17 protein-coding genes and 3 tRNA genes are annotated in these 16279 nt (G+C 52.6%); 5 read left to right on the top strand and 15 right to left on the bottom strand.

From position 1 onward, the window contains the following. Positions 1 to 67: 67 nt before the first annotated feature. The 6 genes from CKK19_RS08135 to uvrY all read right to left on the bottom strand — a co-directional run bounded on the left by CKK19_RS08135 (position 68) and on the right by uvrY (position 3620). A tRNA-Leu gene (locus tag CKK19_RS08135) sits at positions 68 to 154 on the bottom strand. A gap of 11 nt (positions 155 to 165) precedes the next feature. Next, positions 166 to 239 (bottom strand) — tRNA-Cys (locus tag CKK19_RS08140). 51 nt (positions 240 to 290) lie between these two features. Continuing rightward, positions 291 to 366, bottom strand: a tRNA-Gly gene (locus CKK19_RS08145). Between the two features lie 163 nt (positions 367 to 529). Next, complete coding sequence (gene pgsA, locus CKK19_RS08150) at positions 530 to 1078, bottom strand: CDP-diacylglycerol--glycerol-3-phosphate 3-phosphatidyltransferase (RefSeq protein WP_003859652.1); 549 nt, start codon at positions 1076 to 1078, stop codon at positions 530 to 532. Positions 1079 to 1134: 56 nt separating this feature from the next. After that, positions 1135 to 2967 carry an excinuclease ABC subunit UvrC gene (gene uvrC / locus CKK19_RS08155; protein ID WP_022648536.1) on the bottom strand — a complete coding sequence of 611 codons (1833 nt, stop codon included), beginning with the start codon at positions 2965 to 2967 and terminating at the stop codon, positions 1135 to 1137. Further along, complete coding sequence (uvrY, locus tag CKK19_RS08160) at positions 2964 to 3620, bottom strand: UvrY/SirA/GacA family response regulator transcription factor (protein ID WP_017384478.1); 657 nt, start codon at positions 3618 to 3620, stop codon at positions 2964 to 2966. The genes uvrC and uvrY overlap by 4 nt, the downstream gene beginning before the upstream one ends. A gap of 465 nt (positions 3621 to 4085) precedes the next feature. Here uvrY and CKK19_RS08165 point away from each other — a divergent pair, with 465 nt between their 5' ends. Further along, positions 4086 to 4310: a DUF2594 family protein gene (locus CKK19_RS08165; RefSeq protein WP_003859644.1), complete on the top strand. Its 225-nt coding sequence runs from the start codon at positions 4086 to 4088 to the stop codon at positions 4308 to 4310. 64 nt (positions 4311 to 4374) lie between these two features. Here the strand turns inward: CKK19_RS08165 and sdiA are convergent, their stop codons facing one another. The 9 genes from sdiA to CKK19_RS08210 all read right to left on the bottom strand — a co-directional run bounded on the left by sdiA (position 4375) and on the right by CKK19_RS08210 (position 12009). Then, positions 4375 to 5097, bottom strand: a complete 723-nt coding sequence (gene sdiA, locus CKK19_RS08170; protein ID WP_032622448.1) for a transcriptional regulator SdiA — start codon at positions 5095 to 5097, stop codon at positions 4375 to 4377. Positions 5098 to 5320: 223 nt separating this feature from the next. Further along, positions 5321 to 6073: an L-cystine ABC transporter ATP-binding protein TcyN gene (gene tcyN, locus CKK19_RS08175; RefSeq protein WP_063853252.1), complete on the bottom strand. Its 753-nt coding sequence runs from the start codon at positions 6071 to 6073 to the stop codon at positions 5321 to 5323. Beyond that, the gene (gene tcyL / locus CKK19_RS08180) at positions 6070 to 6738 is read right to left on the bottom strand and encodes a cystine ABC transporter permease (RefSeq protein ID WP_022648540.1); all 669 of its coding nucleotides are present in this window, start codon (positions 6736 to 6738) and stop codon (positions 6070 to 6072) included. The genes tcyN and tcyL overlap by 4 nt, the downstream gene beginning before the upstream one ends. 21 nt (positions 6739 to 6759) lie before the next feature. Continuing rightward, on the bottom strand, positions 6760 to 7746 hold the full coding sequence (dcyD, locus tag CKK19_RS08185) for a D-cysteine desulfhydrase (RefSeq protein ID WP_063199218.1): 987 nt from the start codon (positions 7744 to 7746) through the stop codon (positions 6760 to 6762). Between the two features lie 103 nt (positions 7747 to 7849). Beyond that, entirely contained in the window at positions 7850 to 8650 is an 801-nt protein-coding gene (tcyJ, locus tag CKK19_RS08190) for a cystine ABC transporter substrate-binding protein (protein ID WP_023300481.1), read from the bottom strand. Between the two features lie 86 nt (positions 8651 to 8736). Beyond that, positions 8737 to 9288, bottom strand: coding sequence for a flagella biosynthesis regulatory protein FliZ (gene fliZ, locus CKK19_RS08195; protein WP_023300482.1), 552 nt, complete (start codon positions 9286 to 9288; stop codon positions 8737 to 8739). A gap of 54 nt (positions 9289 to 9342) precedes the next feature. Continuing rightward, positions 9343 to 10062, bottom strand: a complete 720-nt coding sequence (locus tag CKK19_RS08200) for an RNA polymerase sigma factor FliA (RefSeq protein WP_003859623.1) — start codon at positions 10060 to 10062, stop codon at positions 9343 to 9345. 163 nt (positions 10063 to 10225) lie between these two features. Further along, on the bottom strand, positions 10226 to 11866 hold the full coding sequence (locus tag CKK19_RS08205) for a FliC/FljB family flagellin (RefSeq protein WP_022648544.1): 1641 nt from the start codon (positions 11864 to 11866) through the stop codon (positions 10226 to 10228). Between the two features lie 2 nt (positions 11867 to 11868). Continuing rightward, entirely contained in the window at positions 11869 to 12009 is a 141-nt protein-coding gene (locus CKK19_RS08210) for a hypothetical protein (RefSeq protein WP_154816805.1), read from the bottom strand. A gap of 125 nt (positions 12010 to 12134) precedes the next feature. On the opposite strand from CKK19_RS08210, the gene fliD reads away from it, so the two are divergent. The 4 genes from fliD (at position 12135) to amyA (ending at position 15945) form a co-directional block, all read left to right on the top strand. Beyond that, a complete protein-coding gene (gene fliD / locus CKK19_RS08215; RefSeq protein ID WP_063853253.1) occupies positions 12135 to 13547 on the top strand; it encodes a flagellar filament capping protein FliD in 1413 nt (470 codons plus the stop codon). A gap of 30 nt (positions 13548 to 13577) precedes the next feature. After that, positions 13578 to 13988, top strand: coding sequence for a flagellar export chaperone FliS (gene fliS / locus CKK19_RS08220; protein ID WP_003859616.1), 411 nt, complete (start codon positions 13578 to 13580; stop codon positions 13986 to 13988). Beyond that, entirely contained in the window at positions 13988 to 14359 is a 372-nt protein-coding gene (fliT, locus tag CKK19_RS08225; protein ID WP_006811148.1) for a flagella biosynthesis regulatory protein FliT, read from the top strand. Before fliS ends, fliT begins: the two co-directional genes overlap by 1 nt. Before the next feature lie 98 nt (positions 14360 to 14457). Continuing rightward, positions 14458 to 15945, top strand: coding sequence for an alpha-amylase (amyA, locus tag CKK19_RS08230; protein WP_063853254.1), 1488 nt, complete (start codon positions 14458 to 14460; stop codon positions 15943 to 15945). Positions 15946 to 16279: the final 334 nt, after the last annotated feature.

Genomic DNA, 16279 nt, shown 5'->3' on the forward strand with positions numbered 1-16279 from the left:
TGGGGTTCACTTCATTTCGGTGGTTTACACGACACTGCTTATCATTGATTTTATTCTACTTTTCCCATGGTAGCCGGAGTGGGACTTGAACCCACACAGCGCGAACGCCGAGGGATTTTAAATCCCTTGTGTCTACCGATTCCACCATCCGGCCAGGGAAGAAAGTGGAGGCGCGTTCCGGAGTCGAACCGGACTAGACGGATTTGCAATCCGCTACATAACCGCTTTGCTAACGCGCCTTAAATCTTTTGTCTTTCGACCAGCACCCGCAAACTGCCGATGCATTAATCTGGAGCGGGAAACGAGACTCGAACTCGCGACCCCGACCTTGGCAAGGTCGTGCTCTACCAACTGAGCTATTCCCGCATGTTATCAAGTAACTATTTAACGACTTGCTAAGCACTTGATTTCATTATCGTCCGGCTTACTGTGCCGCCGTTCGATGCGTTGCATTCTACTGATATGACGTTATGAGTCAACGTTATTTTTTGCATCTCAGGATCGTTTGCTGAAAATTAAGCCGAAACGATCACTGTTCAAGCAAATCACCGCGCGCAGCGTTCAAATATTGCAGCATTGACCACAATGTCAGCACCGCCGCAACCCACAGCAGACCAATGCCGGCCCACTCTACCCAGGCATTCGGACGCCACAGCATCCACACCAGCGCCGCCATCTGCGCAGTGGTTTTAACTTTACCGATCCAGGACACCGCCACGCTGCTGCGTTTACCCAGCTCCGCCATCCACTCCCGCAGGGCAGAGATAATAATCTCACGGCCAATCATGGTCGCGGCAGGCAGCGTCACCCACCAGGTATGATAATGTTCCGCCACCAGCACCATCGCGATTGCCACCATCACCTTATCCGCAACCGGATCGAGGAACGCGCCAAAGCGGGTACTCTGGTTCCAGCGACGCGCCAGATAACCGTCAAACCAGTCCGTCACGGCGGCAATCAGGAAAATAAGCGCACAGGCAAAAGGCGCCCAGACGACCGGCAGGTAAAATGCCAGGACGAAGAACGGAATGAGCACAACGCGAAAGAGAGTAAGCAACGTAGGGATATTAAATCGCATGATGACGGTAACTGTCTGTTGTCAGTAAAATTTAGCTCTATGTTGCTACAGAGCCCTCAATGTTTCAACGAGTAGTAGATCTTTTCTGCCAGCCCTTGCGAAATACCCGGCACTTTTGCAATTTCTTCCATACTGGCGTTGAGTAATCCTTGCAATCCGCCCATATACTTCAACAGCATCTGGCGACGTTTTGGCCCGACGCCTTCAATCGTCTCAAGGGTACTGGTATTTTTCACTTTCGCCCGTTTTTTGCGGTGTCCGCTAATGGCATGATCGTGCGACTCATCTCGGATGTGCTGGATCACGTGCAGTGCAGGGGAATCTGGCGGCAGGCTAAAGCCCTCGCCTTCCGGCTCAAAGAACAGCGTTTCCAGGCCAGCCTTACGATCTGCCCCTTTCGCTACCCCTAGCAGCAACGGATGGTTCTTATCCCACTCCACGTCGAGCGATTCGAATACCGCCTTCGCCTGCCCCAACTGCCCTTTACCACCGTCGATAAGGATAACGTCCGGGATTTTACTCTCTTCAATCGCTTTACCATAGCGACGACGCAGCACCTGATTCATGGCGGCATAATCGTCACCGGGCGTAATGCCGGTGATGTTATAGCGACGATACTCTGCCCGCAGTGGGCCATTGGCATCAAAGACCACACACGACGCCACGGTCTGCTCACCCATCGTATGGCTGATGTCGAAGCATTCCATGCGTTTCACTTCCGGCAGCTTGAGCAGCGCAGCAAGCGCGGTTAAACGTTGGCTGACGGTCGATTGCTGGGAAAGTTTGGTGGTCAGCGCCGTGGCGGCATTGGTTCGCGCCAGCTTCAGATAACGCGCACGATCGCCGCGCGGTTTCGTCTGGACATTCACCCGGCGACCTGCCAGCTCTGAAAGTGAGTCCGCCAGCAGGGTTTTATCGTCCAGCGTGAAGTCGAGCAGGATCTCCGAGGGCAGCGTACGCATCTGGCTGCCCTGCAAATAAAACTGGCCGACAAATGTCTCCACCACTTCACCCATCTCAGTCCCGCCCGGCACTTTCGGGAAGTAACTGCGGCTGCCGAGCACTTTGCCCTGACGAATAAACAGCACGTGAACGCAGGCCAGGCCGGCGTCAAAGGCAACGCCGATGACATCGAGGTCGTCGCCCGTATTGGAAACAAACTGCTTCTCGGTCACCCTGCGCACCGCCTGGATCTGGTCGCGGATGCGTGCGGCCTCCTCAAATTCCAGCGCCGCGCTGGCTTTTTCCATGCGGGTAATCAGTTGCGTCAGCACCTGATCGTCTTTCCCGGCTAAAAACAGGCGGACATATTCCACCTGCTGCGCGTACTCTTCTTCGCTCACCAGCCCTTCAACGCATGGTCCCAGGCAGCGGCCAATCTGATATTGCAGGCATGGCCGGGAGCGGTTGCGATAAACGCTGTTTTCGCACTGGCGAACAGGGAAGATTTTTTGCAAAAGCGCCAGCGTTTCCCGCACGGCATAACCGTTCGGGAAGGGGCCGAAATATTCTCCTTTCGCATGCTTAGCGCCACGATGCATCGCCAGCCGCGGGTGCGTGTCGCCGCTCAGGAAGATAAACGGATAGGACTTGTCATCACGCAGCAGAACGTTGTAGCGCGGCTGATACAACTTAATGTAGTTGTGCTCAAGGAGCAGCGCTTCCGTTTCCGTGTGCGTTACGGTGACATCAATGTTGTGTATAAGTGCGACCAGCGCTTCGGTTTTACGGGAGGCAAGGTTGCTGCGGAAATAACTTGAAAGGCGTTTCTTCAGATCTTTCGCCTTACCGACATAGATAACCGTACCGCCAGCATCATACATCCGGTAGACGCCTGGCTGGCTGGTGACGGTTTTCAGAAATGCTTTTGAATCGAACGCTTCACTCACTGACTTATTAACGACTCCGCATTGCACAAACCATGGCGAATGGCCAGGTGAGTCAGTTCGACATCACCGTGAATGTTCAGTTTACTGAACATCCGATAGCGATAGCTGTTGACCGTTTTCGGGCTGAGATTCAACTGCTCAGAAATCTCATTCACCTTCTGACCTTTAGTGATCATCAGCATAATCTGCAATTCGCGCTCAGACAAACTGGCAAACGGAGATTCCGTTTTTTCCGGTTCAATCTGACTCAACGCCATCTGTTGAGCAATATCAGAAGCGATATAGCGCTGCCCTGCGTGAACGGTGCGGATCGCATTGACGACTTCCTGCGGTGCAGCACCTTTACTGAGATACCCCGCAGCCCCCGCCTGCATGACCCTGGCGGGCAGCGGATTTTCGGTATGGACGGTAAGCATGATGACTTTGGTATCAACGAACATGCGCGCGATTTTGCGCGTGGCTTCAAGCCCGCCAATACCGGGCATGTTCATATCCATCAGCACCACGTCTGCGGAGTTCGCGCGACACCATTTGACGGCATCTTCGCCACAGCACGCCTCGCCGGCTACTTTTATACCCTTTATATCTTCAAGAATGCGTCGTATCCCTGCGCGCACCAGTTCGTGGTCATCAACAAGAAGGACGTTGATCAAAGGAAATGTCTCCAGAATAGGGATAACGCTACTGACTGCTAATTGGGTTTATATTAACGGTTTTCCATGCAAGATTAAAACGCTAAAAAATCGGCTATACGATTCGGGTCTCGTTTTTGGAAATTAGGCTGTACAGTAAGTGGAAAGAAAACCCATGTGTACTGGGCTTTACCACTATTTTTTTAGCACCAGCATTCAAAAAGCCACCAAAACATTTGTTAACGTAAACTAAAAAATGCTCTCATTTTTTTGTAACAACAATTAACGGATGGCGTACCGGCGATAAACATTTAATTGTCGCTAACATATTGGGCAGATTACCTTCATAATCCGCACCGGCCAATAATCAATACGCGTAAAAGTATAAAAAACAACCACTGCATTTTTTGCCGCAGCTTGTGGTATACTCCGCCGCCTTAACTTTCATCGTCGCGCTCATGCGCTGTTTTATAATGAGGAAAATAAATGAGCACACCTGAATTTGCCACTGCCGAGAATAACCAGGAACTGGCACAGGAAGTAAACTGCCTGAAGTCGCTGCTGACGCTAATGCTACAGGCGATGGGCCAGGCTGATGCTGGACGTGTGATCATTAAAATGGAAAAACAGATCGCGCAGATGGAAGATCAGGCGGAATCCGCTGTTTTTGCCAATACAGTTAAGCAAATTAAACAAGCCTACCGCCAGTAACAAAAAAGGCTGGATGCAATGCATTCAGCCTTTTCCTCGTCTGACACGCAGAACGTGATATCAGTCAAATAAGCCCAGTCGCCGCGGCATAACACGCTATCTGGATCTTATTCGGCGCGTTGAATTTCTTCTGCATATTCTTCTGATGGAAGTTGACGGTATTTTCCGAGATGGAAAGAATGATGGCAATTTCTGCCGACGTCTTCCCTTCTGCGGTCCACTTCAGAATTTCCCGTTCACGCTTGCTGAATTTCATTTCCGGCGGCATCACCGTCTCATGTTCAAAGCGCAACAGTGTAGTGAGCGCCATCTGAACCAGCATTTGTAAACGCAGCTCAATTTCTTCACTGGATATCGAGTGTGCCTGTAAGCTAGTACATGACACGGAGAGGAATCCGAGCGCATGATTTGGCAGCATCAGACACTGGGTTATTCCCTTACGTAAACCGTGGTCCCGCGCGCCGTCCCATAATTGCTGGGCATCCGTGAATAATTCATCCGTCCAGGGCAAATGACCCTGAATGAAATTCTCCGGCTTCAGTACCGGGTCAATGGCGAAATAATTCTCGGATTGATATTGCGCCATCCATTGTTGCGGATAACTGGAATGGACGGATGTTCGCGGGCGGGTAAATGGCACAGGGTGTCGAACACAAAGCGCATAATAATCGAATTCAAGCGCCTGCGTTTGTCGCTGAAGTTCCTGATATACCTCGTCAGCACAGGTCATTTCCTGAAACCGGAGGACGCATTCCCGTCGCCAGGTGAAAAAGTCTATATCCCTCATACTTGCCGAATGAAGCCTCTGATAAAGATAATCATTATTATGGTGAATATAACCTAACACATAAAGCAGGATCATTTATATAAAATATCGACCACAGACGGATTATCTTTAATTTGGCGATGGCTTATCCACATCGGGTGGAATAAAAAATCAACAAAACTGAAGTTATGGGAGGATAATTTGCTCCAGAAGCGACATCTGGAGCAAATTGAGCGTGAAAATGCTACTGCATTAAGAATTTTTCAAGGAACTGGCGGGTTCGAGGCTGCTGAGGATTGGCAAACAGCGCCTTAGCTGGCCCCTGCTCTACTATTCGCCCCTGATCCATGAAAATTGCCCGATCGGCAACGTCGCGAGCGAAGCTCATTTCATGCGTCACAATCACCATCGTGCGTTTTTCCTGCGCCAGCTGTCGGATAGTGTTAAGCACTTCCCCGACCAGCTCAGGATCGAGTGCGGATGTGGGTTCGTCGAACAGGATCACATCCGGGCGCATCGCCAGCGCGCGCGCAATGGCGACACGCTGCTGCTGCCCGCCAGATAACCGACGCGGATAGCTCGTCTCCTTCCCGGCCAGGCCAACCTTTGCCAGCAGCTCGCGGGCGCGGGCCGTCGCGTCTTCCTTTGGTTCACCCTTTACGATGACCGGACCTTCGATAATATTTTCCAGCACCGTACGGTGCGGAAAGAGATTAAAGCTCTGGAATACGAAGCCGACATGCTGACGCAGGCGGCGAATCAGCCCTTTTTGCTGGCTGATGGGTTTCCCGGTATCAATGGTGATATTGCCCACGCGGATCGTCCCGCCTTCAGGCTGCTCAAGCAAATTAATGCTGCGCAACAGCGTGGTTTTCCCTGACCCACTCGGGCCGATAATTGCCACCACTTCGCCCTGCTCAACCTCAAGGTCGATGCCGTGCAGCACCGTTTGCCCGTGGAATTTTTTCACCAGGTTTTTGACGTCAATTGCACTCATTTTGGATCTCGCTCCTGGCGGTTAAGCTGGTTTTCAAAATAGTTTTGCAGGGCGGACAGCACCGTCGCCATCACCCAGTAAATCAGCGAGGCCGCCAGATACATGGTAAACACTTCCAGCGTGCGCGAGGTGATCAGCTGCGCCTGACGGAACAGCTCCGGCACCTGAATGGTCGCCGCAAGCGAGGTGTCTTTCACCAGGCTGATAAAGCTGTTGCTCAGCGGAGGTAGCGCCACGCGCGCCGCCTGGGGCAGGATCGCCCGGCGCAGCGTCTGCCACGGGGTCATCCCGATACTGGCCGCCGCTTCCCACTGTCCTTTATCGATGGACGAGATCGCCGCACGCAGCGTTTCAGAGGTGTACGCCGCCGTATTCAGCGACAGGCCAATCATCGCCGCCGGGATCGGATCCAGCTCGATACCGAACTGGGGCAGCCCGTAGTAAATCATAAACAGCTGGGCGATAAGCGGCGTTCCGCGAAACACGGAGATGTAAAACCGCGCCAGCCACCGCACCGGCCAGACGTTCGACATGCGCATCAGTGCCAGCACAAACCCGAGCACCAGCCCGAAGAACATCCCGCCGATACTGAGCTGTAAAGTAAACACCGCGCCCTTAAGCAAGAACGGCAGCGAATCAATAACCAGTTGAATACTTTCTTGCATTATTATTTTTCTACCTGATTTTTAGACATGGGGATGATAGGCAAACAGCGCAGGCGCCCCGCCAGTATGAACAAACAAAATGGGTCCTTCATCCTTAAAGCGCTTGCGGGCGATACCGTCGATAAGGCCCGCCATCGCCTTACCGGTATAGACAGGGTCAAGCAGAATACCTTCGAGGCGGGCCAGCAGCTTAACGGCCTCCATCCCTTCATCATTGGGGGTACCATAGCCCGGCGCGAAGTAGTCATCCCACAGCAATATTTCCGCCTTCGCCTGAAGTACAAGCTGTTCAGCCACCGCCTGTTGCAGGGTGACGACTTTCGGCTTTTGATCCGCAACGCTTCTGGAAACCGTCACGCCAATCAACTCTACGTCCGGCATCAGTTGCTCAAGCCCGACCGCTAAACCGGCATGGGTACCCGCGCTGCCGGACGCCACCACCACCGAGGACAAACTCACCGCGCCTTCGCACTGCTGGGCGATTTCCAGCGCGCTCTCAACATAGCCGAGGGCACCCAGCGCATTCGAGCCGCCAACCGGGATGACGTACGGACGAAAGCCCTGCGCTTCCAGGCGCGTCGCCAGTTCATCAAGCTGTGCAGCCGGGTCGGTCAACGCGTCAACCATTTCAACCTGCACGTTGAACAGATCCAGCATCAGGCGGTTACCGTTAGTCAGGTAATTCTCTGCCTGCGTGCCAATCGGGTTCTCCAGCAGGGCTACGCAGTGAAGGCCCAGCTTCGCCGCCACTGCCGCCGTCTGGCGAACGTGGTTAGACTGAATTGCCCCGGCGGTGATCAGCGTATCCGCGCCCTCACGCAGGGCATCGGCGGCGAGAAATTCCAGCTTGCGCAGCTTATTCCCGCCCATCGCCATGGGCGTCACATCGTCACGCTTAATGAAAATATCGCGCCCCAGATAGTCAGAAAATCGCGGCAGATACTCCAGCGGCGTGGGTGCGCCGATAAATTCCAGACGGGGAAAGCGCGTTAAATTCTGTAGTGACATGGTTCCTCCGGTCACGCAAACAATTGTTATTTCATTATGCACGCAGACGCGCGAGAAATAAAAAAGGCGCTTTTAAAAGCGCCTTTTTTTGTCGGTCAGAGACTTATTTCGTCACGTCTGCGCCGAACCACTTCTCAGAAAGCGCCTTCAGGCTGCCGTCTTTCTGCATTTCAGCAATGGCAGCATCAATGGCTTTCAGCAGATCTTCGTTACCTTTACGCACCGCCACGCCGGACTCCTGACGGGAGAACGCATCGCCCGCGACGGCCAGGGTATTGTTGGTTTTCTTCACCAGATCCAGCGCTGCCAGGCGGTCAACCAGAATGGCGTCGATACGGCCTACGCGCAGATCCTGGTATTTCGTCGGGTCATCATCATAGGTGCGGATGTCCACGCCCTGCACGTTCTGGCGCAGCCACTCTTCGTAGTTGGTGCCCAGACCGACGCCGACTTTCTTACCTTTCAGATCCGCGGCGGATTTGATGCTGCCTTCGTTACCTTTCTTCACCAGCGCCTGGATACCGGACACGGTGTACGGCGTAGAGAAGTCATACTTCTTCTTACGCTCGTCAGAAATGGTCACCTGGTTAATCACCACGTCGATACGTTTGGAATCCAGTGACGCCAGCATACCATCCCATTTGGTCGGTTTCAGGGAGGCTTTGACGCCGAGATGCTTGGCCAGCTCTTGCGCAAACTCCACTTCAAAACCGGTCAGCTTACCGTCGTCGCCCTGGAAGCTGAACGGAGGATAGGTTCCTTCCAGCCCAACCAGCAGCGTGCCGCGCTCTTTGACTTTGTTGAGCAGATTATCTGCCGCGAACGTTTTCACGCTCATCCCCGCGACCAGCGCAACGGCCATCATCCCCATCAGCGCCTGACGACCCAGAACTGCTAATTTCATAAGTACTCCGATACAGTGGAATTTTTGAGTAGTGTAGAGAAATCGCCTGCAACGTCAAAGGCGGCTGCGCTACATCTTATTCTTTTTTAATATATATCAGAAGTTGTTCCGGCGTGGACTTTCTGCTTTATGACGCCCGGCATCTGGACTTTATATTGCGCGTACTTTCGCAGCGCGATGCGGTAATTGTTGGTACTGGTGGCGGGCAGCCAGGGCTCCAGATTTTCATCCAGGTATCCGGTCGTCAGCAGATCGCGGGAGATATTTTGCATGGTCAAATGCTGACCCAGGCGGCGCAGGCGAACCACGTATTCACGCACGGTGCCGTGACTCATCTCTGTTTGTTCAAACAGGAACTGCTTGAAGCCGATAATATCGAAGAAGTCGCTTTGCTCTTTGCAGTGGAGATCGCCACAGAAACGGCAAAGCGCTACCCACTCTTTTTGCTCTTCAAGCCAGGCGGCTTCATCCATCAGCGTGTCGAGGCGGGAAATCGCAATCTTATTCACGATTTCACCGCGACGAACCAGCGTGATGCGGTCGAGTAATTTTTTACAGTGGGCGCAATGCGTCTGGCTGTGTTTAAAGTCTTTCAGGTAGCGGCTTAAAGGCCGTCTTTTAGATTGCTGCACCGTCATGATAACTCCTGGTTGTCAATACGTTGTGCGGCATTTCCAAGGCGAATGACTCACCTATAACTTACCCAGTTTTGTGCGCAGGCGTTTAATGGCCTGGCTGTGCAGCTGGCTCACCCGTGACTCGCCCACCTCCAGCACGGCGCCAATCTCTTTGAGATTGAGCTCTTCCTGGTAATAGAGGGTTAACACCAGTTGCTCACGTTCAGGTAAAGCTTCAATCGCTTCCATCACGCGCTGGCGTAAATTCCCTTCCAGTAAGTGGTGTAACGGGTTTTCTTGCTGATGCTCATCCGTCACCAGCTCGATGCTATCGCCATGCTCTTCGCGCCACTCATCATAAGAGAAGAGTTGGCTGTTATTGGTATCGAGCAACATCTGACGATACTCTTCAACAGGAATACCCAGACGCTCCGCCACTTCGGTTTCCGTCGCGTTGCGCCCCAGTTCCTGTTCCAGCTGCCCCATCGCATGCGCCACTTCGCGCGCGTTGCGGCGAACGCTGCGCGGCACCCAGTCGCGGCTGCGCAGCTCGTCCAGCATCGCACCACGAATACGCTGCACTGCGTAAGTCGTAAATGCCGTTCCTTGCAGAGCGTCGTACCGGTCAACTGCATTCAATAACCCGATACCGCCCGCCTGTAGCAGATCGTCCAGTTCCACGCTCGCCGGCAAACGCACCTGGAGGCGCAATGCTTCGTGACGCACCAGCGGAACATAACGCTGCCACAGCGAGTGTTTATCCATTACACCTTCAGCGGTATAGAGTGAATTCACGATAAACAGCCCTGCGTTAGTTGAGTTATCGGCATGATTATCCGATTCTGGAGGGGTTTTAATCGGGTGAATAGTGGGTGAAATGAGGGGTTATTTGGGGGGTTACGCTTGTGCGTGGATAGAAAAAACCCCGCCGAAGCGGGGTTTAAGCGTAATCAGGCGATTAGCCTTGCAGCAGAGACAGAACCTGCTGAGGAACCTGGTTAGCCTTGGCCAACACGGAGTTACCAGCCTGCTGGATGATCTGCGCTTTAGACATATTTGACACTTCGGTCGCATAGTCGGCGTCCTGAATACGGGACTGCGCTTCAGACAGGTTGGTGGTGGTGTTGTTCAGGTTGGTTACCGCAGAGCTCAGACGGTTCTGTACCGCACCCAGAGAAGAACGGAATTTATCGATGGAGCTGATAGCGTCGTCCAAGGCTTTCAGTGGGTCAGTAGTGGCAGTAGTAGCAGTCTGAGCGTCAGTGGTGATCTTACCATTCGCATCTTTGTGCGCAACCTTGCCAGAACCATTGGTGATAGAGCCATCAGTCTGAACAAAATAAGTAGCTGTATTTGTGGTGGTTAATGCAGCGTTGTTATCAACATACACATCCGCAGCACCGTTTTTAACCGCACCGGCGTTGTCAACGGCATAGCCGGTAGATGTTGTATAACCTGCTGCAGCAGCACCGCTCTGCAGTTTGTCAGCGCTGATAGAGGCATTAGTAACATCGATAGTACCAGCCGTACCGCCTGCCAGAGTCAGGGTTTCGCCAGATGCAGTGGTAATAGAAGAAGCAATCGCAGTACCACCGCCGTTAGCCTGCAGACCAGCCAGTGTTGCAACTGGTGGGGTACCCGCGCTGTTTTTGGTCAGGTTGCCGGTAGTATCCAGATACAGAGCAGCACCATCATCTTTAGCGGTTAAAGTACCGTCTTTAGCAATGATGACGTCTTGTTTAGTTGTACCGATAGTAACGGTAGCTGAGGTAGTGTCGCCCGCAGATGGGTTCAGGTAGCTCAGAACCTGTGCAGAGGTCGCGCCTGTTACACCGAAAGTAAACTTGTCGTTTGCTTTATCGTAGGTGTAGGTATTTGCTGCTCCTGAGAGACCATCAGCAACAGTGCCAGCACTGAGGACAGTGTCACCATTTGCCAGGCTACCTAATACATCTGCAGAAGATGCAGCTTTAAATCCTGCAGAACCTGTGTACGTATTACCAGCCAGGGTAAAGCCAGCAGCGGTCATATCGGCTGCAGTTGCAACTGCGTTGGCTACGCCACCTTTACCGTTAACGTTAAAACCGGACAGTTTCAGAGTATTAGAGTCTATTTGTTTCAGGTCGATGGTGATGGTCTGGCCATCGTTCGCGCCAACCTGAATTTTCATGGAGCCGTCTTTTGCCAGCACGTTCACGCCGTTGAACTGGGTCTGACCAGATACGCGGTCAATTTCGTCCAGACGGGATTTGATTTCATCCTGAATTGAGTCCAGGTCAGACTGGGAGTTAGTACCGGTAGAAGACTGAACGGTCAGCTCACGAATACGCTGTAAGTTGTTGTTGATTTCAGACAGTGCGCCTTCAGTAGTCTGTGCAACAGAGATGCCGTCGTTAGCGTTACGTGCAGCCTGAGTCAGACCTTTGATGTTGGAGGTGAAGCGGTTAGCAATCGCCTGGCCAGCAGCATCATCTTTTGCGCTGTTGATACGCAGACCAGATGACAGACGCTCAATGGCGGTAGACATTGAAGACTGGTTCTTGTTGATGTTGTTCTGAGTGATCAGCGAGAGGCTGTTGGTATTAATGACTTGTGCCATGATTACGTTTCCTGTTGTTCATCAAATCTGTGGGTTAGATTTGGGTTTCCACCCTTCGGCTTCATCGCCGTCAATGGTGTTATCGTCTGGTCCAAACCAACCTTTAGATTTTTTTTCAGGATCGCATCATTTTTTTTAGCCACAGAAATACTCTTCTCCAATAGCGTTATTCTCGCCATTAAAAATTTGAACCTAACCGTAAACTTTCCTGAGTTGAGGCCGATAACCCCACTATTCGTTCTACGTGTCGTTACATTAAGGAATAAATATGGCAAGTATTTCTACGTTGGGAGTCGGATCAGGTTTGCAGTTAGGCGACATTTTGGACAGTCTGACCGCTGCACAAAAAGCACAACTGACGCCGATCTCTAAGCAGCAGACTTCCTATACAGCAAAACTTAGTGCCTACGGCACGCTGAAAAGTGCATTGGAATCCTTCCAGACGGCAAATACTGCACTTAGCAAAGCCGATCTGTTTACAGCGACTACCACCGCCAGCAGCAGCACAGCCTTCAGTGCCACAACCACCGGCAGCGCGATTGCGGGTAAATACACCATTAACGTATCGCAGCTTGCGCAAGCGCAAACCCTGACAACAGCTAAAACGCAAAGTGATAATAAAACGGCGATTGCGACGGCGGACAGCACCATCACCATTCAGCAAGGTGGTGACAAGAAACCTGTCACTATTGATATCAGTGCGGAAAACTCATCTCTGAGTGGTATCCGAGATGCGATCAACAAAGCGGATGCTGGCGTAAGTGCCAGTATTATTAACGTCGGTAATGGTGAGTATCGTCTGTCCATTACGTCAAAAGATACCGGTAAAGACAATGCCATGACTATTAGTGTCAGCGGCGATACGGCACTTCAGTCCTTCATGGGCTACAACGGTAATAGCGCAGATACCACTAACGGCATGATGGAAAGCGTTACGGCCCAAAATGCGCTATTGAAAGTTAATAACGTTGATATTGAAAACAGCAGCAATACAATCAGTGATGCGCTGGAAGATATCACTCTCAACCTGAACGACGTGACAACCGGTAATCAGACCTTAACGATCACTACCGATAACACTAAAGCGACCAAAGCGATAAACGACTGGGTGACGGCGTATAACTCCCTGCAAGATACTTTCAGCAGCCTCACAAAATATACTGCTGTGGATGCGGGTTCAGACGCTCAGAATACCAGTAACGGCGCGTTATTAGGCGACAGTACGCTACGCACTATTCAGACTCAGTTGAGAAGCGTGCTGAATAATCCTCACACCAGTTCCAATATCAAGACCCTGGCTCAAGCTGGCATCACTACCGACCCAAGCACCGGTAAACTGGAAGTGGATGATGACAAGCTTAGCGCGGCAATGAAAAACAGCGCGGCTGGTATCAAAGACCTGCTGATCGGTGACGGGAAAACATCCGGTATCACCACCACCGTTGGAACAAACCTCACAGGTTGGCTCTCCAGCACCGGCATCATTCAGGCTGCCAAAGATGGTGTCAGTAAAACCCTGAACAATTTAACTAAGCAATATAACGCGGCCAGCGAGCGTATCGACACCATGGTAGCGCGTTATAAAGAACAGTTTACGCAATTAGACGTCATGATGAACTCGCTGAACTCTACCAGCAGCTACCTGACGCAGCAGTTCGAAAATACGTCCAGCAACAAGTAGTAAACGCTAATCAGACCCGAGGGGGATAACATGTACGGCGCAAAAGGCACGCAGGCCTACGCAAAGATAGAAGTTGAAAGCGCGGTGATGAGCGCCAGCCAGCAGCAGCTGGTAATCATGCTATTTGATGGAGCCCTCAGCGCGCTGGTACGCGCGCGTCTGTTCCTGGCAGACGGTAATATTCCTGCTAAAGGGCTGGCGCTCTCAAAAGCCATCAACATTATCGAAAACGGGCTGAAGGTTGGCCTGGTGGAAAATAACGGTGATGAGCTTACGCAAAACCTGATTGCCCTTTATGCCTATATGGTACGTCGCCTCCTGCACGCCAACGTGAATAACGACGCCAGCGCCATCGAAGAGGTGGAAAACCTGCTGCGCAATATCGCTGACGGGTGGAAGGAGGTTGCCGGTACGCCACAACTGATGCAGGACGCCGTCTAATGAGTAACGCACCGCAACTTTATGCCCTTTATCAGCAACTCCTTGAGCAGAGCCAGTTGATGTTGCGACTGGCGCGGCAGGGACTATGGGATGATCTCATCATCTGTGAAACCGACTATGTTAATGCGGTGCACTCACTGGCTCGTCTCACTCAGGAAAGTGAACCTTCGATGCAGATTCAGGAGCAGCTTCGCCCGACGCTGCGGGTGATCCTGGACAACGAAGGCCAGGTAAAAACATTGCTGCAAGCCAGAATGGATGAGCTGGCGAAGCTGGTTGGGCAATCCTCCATCCAGAAAACCGTTCTCTCCACCTACGGTAATCAGGGCGGTCATGTCCTGGTTCCGCAAAGTAATAGCGATATTAATTAGCCATTTAACTGGCGGGCAAGCGTTAACCGTTTCGTTCGCCAGGCATTTCTGCCAAACCTGCTCCATACTTGAGTTTCGCGACCTCATGGAGATGGTGCATGCGCAACCCAACACTTTTACAATGTTTTCACTGGTACTACCCCACCGGCGGTGAATTGTGGCGAGAAGTCACGGCATTAGCCCCCAACCTGAACGAAATCGGCATCAATATGGTCTGGTTACCCCCGGCCTACAAAGGCGCATCCGGCGGCTATTCCGTCGGGTATGACTCTTATGACCTTTTCGACCTCGGTGAGTTTGACCAGAAAGGCAGCGTCGCCACCAAATACGGCGATAAAGCCCAGCTGCTGGAGGCCATCAACGCCTTAAAAAGCAACCAGATTGCGGTGCTTCTGGACGTGGTGGTCAACCATAAAATGGGGGCCGATGAAAAGGAACCCGTCCGCGTGCAGCGCGTGGATGCTCAGGATCGCACCCAAATCAGCGATGAGATCATCGAATGTGAAGCCTGGACGCGCTACACCTTCCCCGTTCGGGCCGGGCAGTATTCGCAGTTCATATGGGATTACAAATGCTTTAGCGGTATCGACCACATTGAAAATCCCAGTGAGGACGGTATCTTCAAAATCGTTAACGACTACACCGGCGAAGGCTGGAACGATCAGGTCGACGACGAGATGGGCAATTTCGATTACCTGATGGGTGAAAATATTGATTTTCGCAACCACGCGGTGACGGAGGAGATCAAATACTGGGCGCGCTGGGTGATGGAGCAAACCCACTGCGACGGCTTCCGCCTGGACGCGGTAAAACACATTCCGGCCTGGTTCTATAAAGAGTGGATTGAACATGTCCAGGAGGTGGCCCCGCAGCCGCTATTTATTGTGGCGGAATACTGGTCTCACGAAGTGGATAAATTGCAGCAATACATCAATCAGGTGGACGGCAAAACCATGTTGTTTGATGCGCCACTGCAAATGAAATTTCACGAAGCGTCACGCCAGGGACGCGACTACGATATGAGCCAGATTTTCACCGGTACGCTGGTGGAAGCCGATCCGTTCCATGCCGTAACGCTGGTGGCCAACCATGACACCCAGCCCTTGCAGGCGCTGGAAGCCCCGGTTGAAGCCTGGTTCAAACCGCTGGCTTACGCGCTCATCCTGCTGCGTGAAAACGGCGTGCCGAGCGTGTTCTACCCGGATCTTTTTGGCGCCAGCTATGACGACACTGGCGGGGATGGTGAGACGTATCACATTGATATGCCGGTGATTGAACAGCTCCACGAGCTGATCCTCGCCCGGCAGCGTTTTGCCCACGGCGTGCAAACCCTCTTTTTCGATCATCCAAACTGCATTGCGTTTAGCCGCAGCGGGACAGAGGAGCACCCGGGCTGTGTGGTGGTGCTGTCGAATGGTGATGACGGTGAGAAGACGATCTGCCTCGGCGAGAATTACGGCAATAAGACCTGGCGTGATTTTTTAGGCAACCGCGAGGAAACCGTGACCACGGCGGCGGATGGCGAAGGGACGTTCTTCTGTAACGGGGGAAGCGTTAGCGTCTGGGTGATTGAAGACGCGCTGTAGTACGGGAAAGGTGCGGCCTGGTGCCCTCAGCCCACCCTTTCCCACAGGGAGAGATATCCCCAGTAATTTGAAAGCAGAAGCAATAACGTTGCCTTCATAATAACTGAGGACTTTCAGCGATGCCCTGGTCCGGCTGTAAATCGCCGAAGCGTTTCCGTAAGGCCGGGGCGAGGCGCAGGGAAGCGCCGAGAGGGCGTGGCTTGCATGGATGCAGGCTCATGCCCGACCCGATAGCCTGAAGGAAAAAGCTGAGGGTACCGCGAAGCGGCGATTTTCCGCCGGGAGCCCGGGTCGCCAGGGTGGTGGCGACTGAGCCACCCTGGCACGTTCACCG

This window comes from Enterobacter sp. CCUG 70166 (assembly GCF_020224095.1).
GTDB classification, from domain to species: Bacteria; Pseudomonadota; Gammaproteobacteria; order Enterobacterales; family Enterobacteriaceae; genus Enterobacter; species Enterobacter intestinihominis.

Bases quoted from the DNA above. Each gene is read 5' to 3' on its own strand.
- pgsA (WP_003859652.1), bottom strand. From the start codon at position 1,078: ATGCGATTTAATATCCCTACGTTGCTTACTCTCTTTCGCGTTGTGCTC.
- CKK19_RS08165 (WP_003859644.1), top strand. From the start codon at position 4,086: ATGAGCACACCTGAATTTGCCACTGCCGAGAATAACCAGGAACTGGCA.
- sdiA (WP_032622448.1), bottom strand. From the start codon at position 5,097: ATGAGGGATATAGACTTTTTCACCTGGCGACGGGAATGCGTCCTCCGG.
- tcyN (WP_063853252.1), bottom strand. From the start codon at position 6,073: ATGAGTGCAATTGACGTCAAAAACCTGGTGAAAAAATTCCACGGGCAA.
- tcyL (WP_022648540.1), bottom strand. From the start codon at position 6,738: ATGCAAGAAAGTATTCAACTGGTTATTGATTCGCTGCCGTTCTTGCTT.
- dcyD (WP_063199218.1), bottom strand. From the start codon at position 7,746: ATGTCACTACAGAATTTAACGCGCTTTCCCCGTCTGGAATTTATCGGC.
- tcyJ (WP_023300481.1), bottom strand. From the start codon at position 8,650: ATGAAATTAGCAGTTCTGGGTCGTCAGGCGCTGATGGGGATGATGGCC.
- fliZ (WP_023300482.1), bottom strand. From the start codon at position 9,288: ATGACGGTGCAGCAATCTAAAAGACGGCCTTTAAGCCGCTACCTGAAA.
- CKK19_RS08205 (WP_022648544.1), bottom strand. From the start codon at position 11,866: ATGGCACAAGTCATTAATACCAACAGCCTCTCGCTGATCACTCAGAAC.
- fliD (WP_063853253.1), top strand. From the start codon at position 12,135: ATGGCAAGTATTTCTACGTTGGGAGTCGGATCAGGTTTGCAGTTAGGC.
- fliS (WP_003859616.1), top strand. From the start codon at position 13,578: ATGTACGGCGCAAAAGGCACGCAGGCCTACGCAAAGATAGAAGTTGAA.
- fliT (WP_006811148.1), top strand. From the start codon at position 13,988: ATGAGTAACGCACCGCAACTTTATGCCCTTTATCAGCAACTCCTTGAG.
- amyA (WP_063853254.1), top strand. From the start codon at position 14,458: ATGCGCAACCCAACACTTTTACAATGTTTTCACTGGTACTACCCCACC.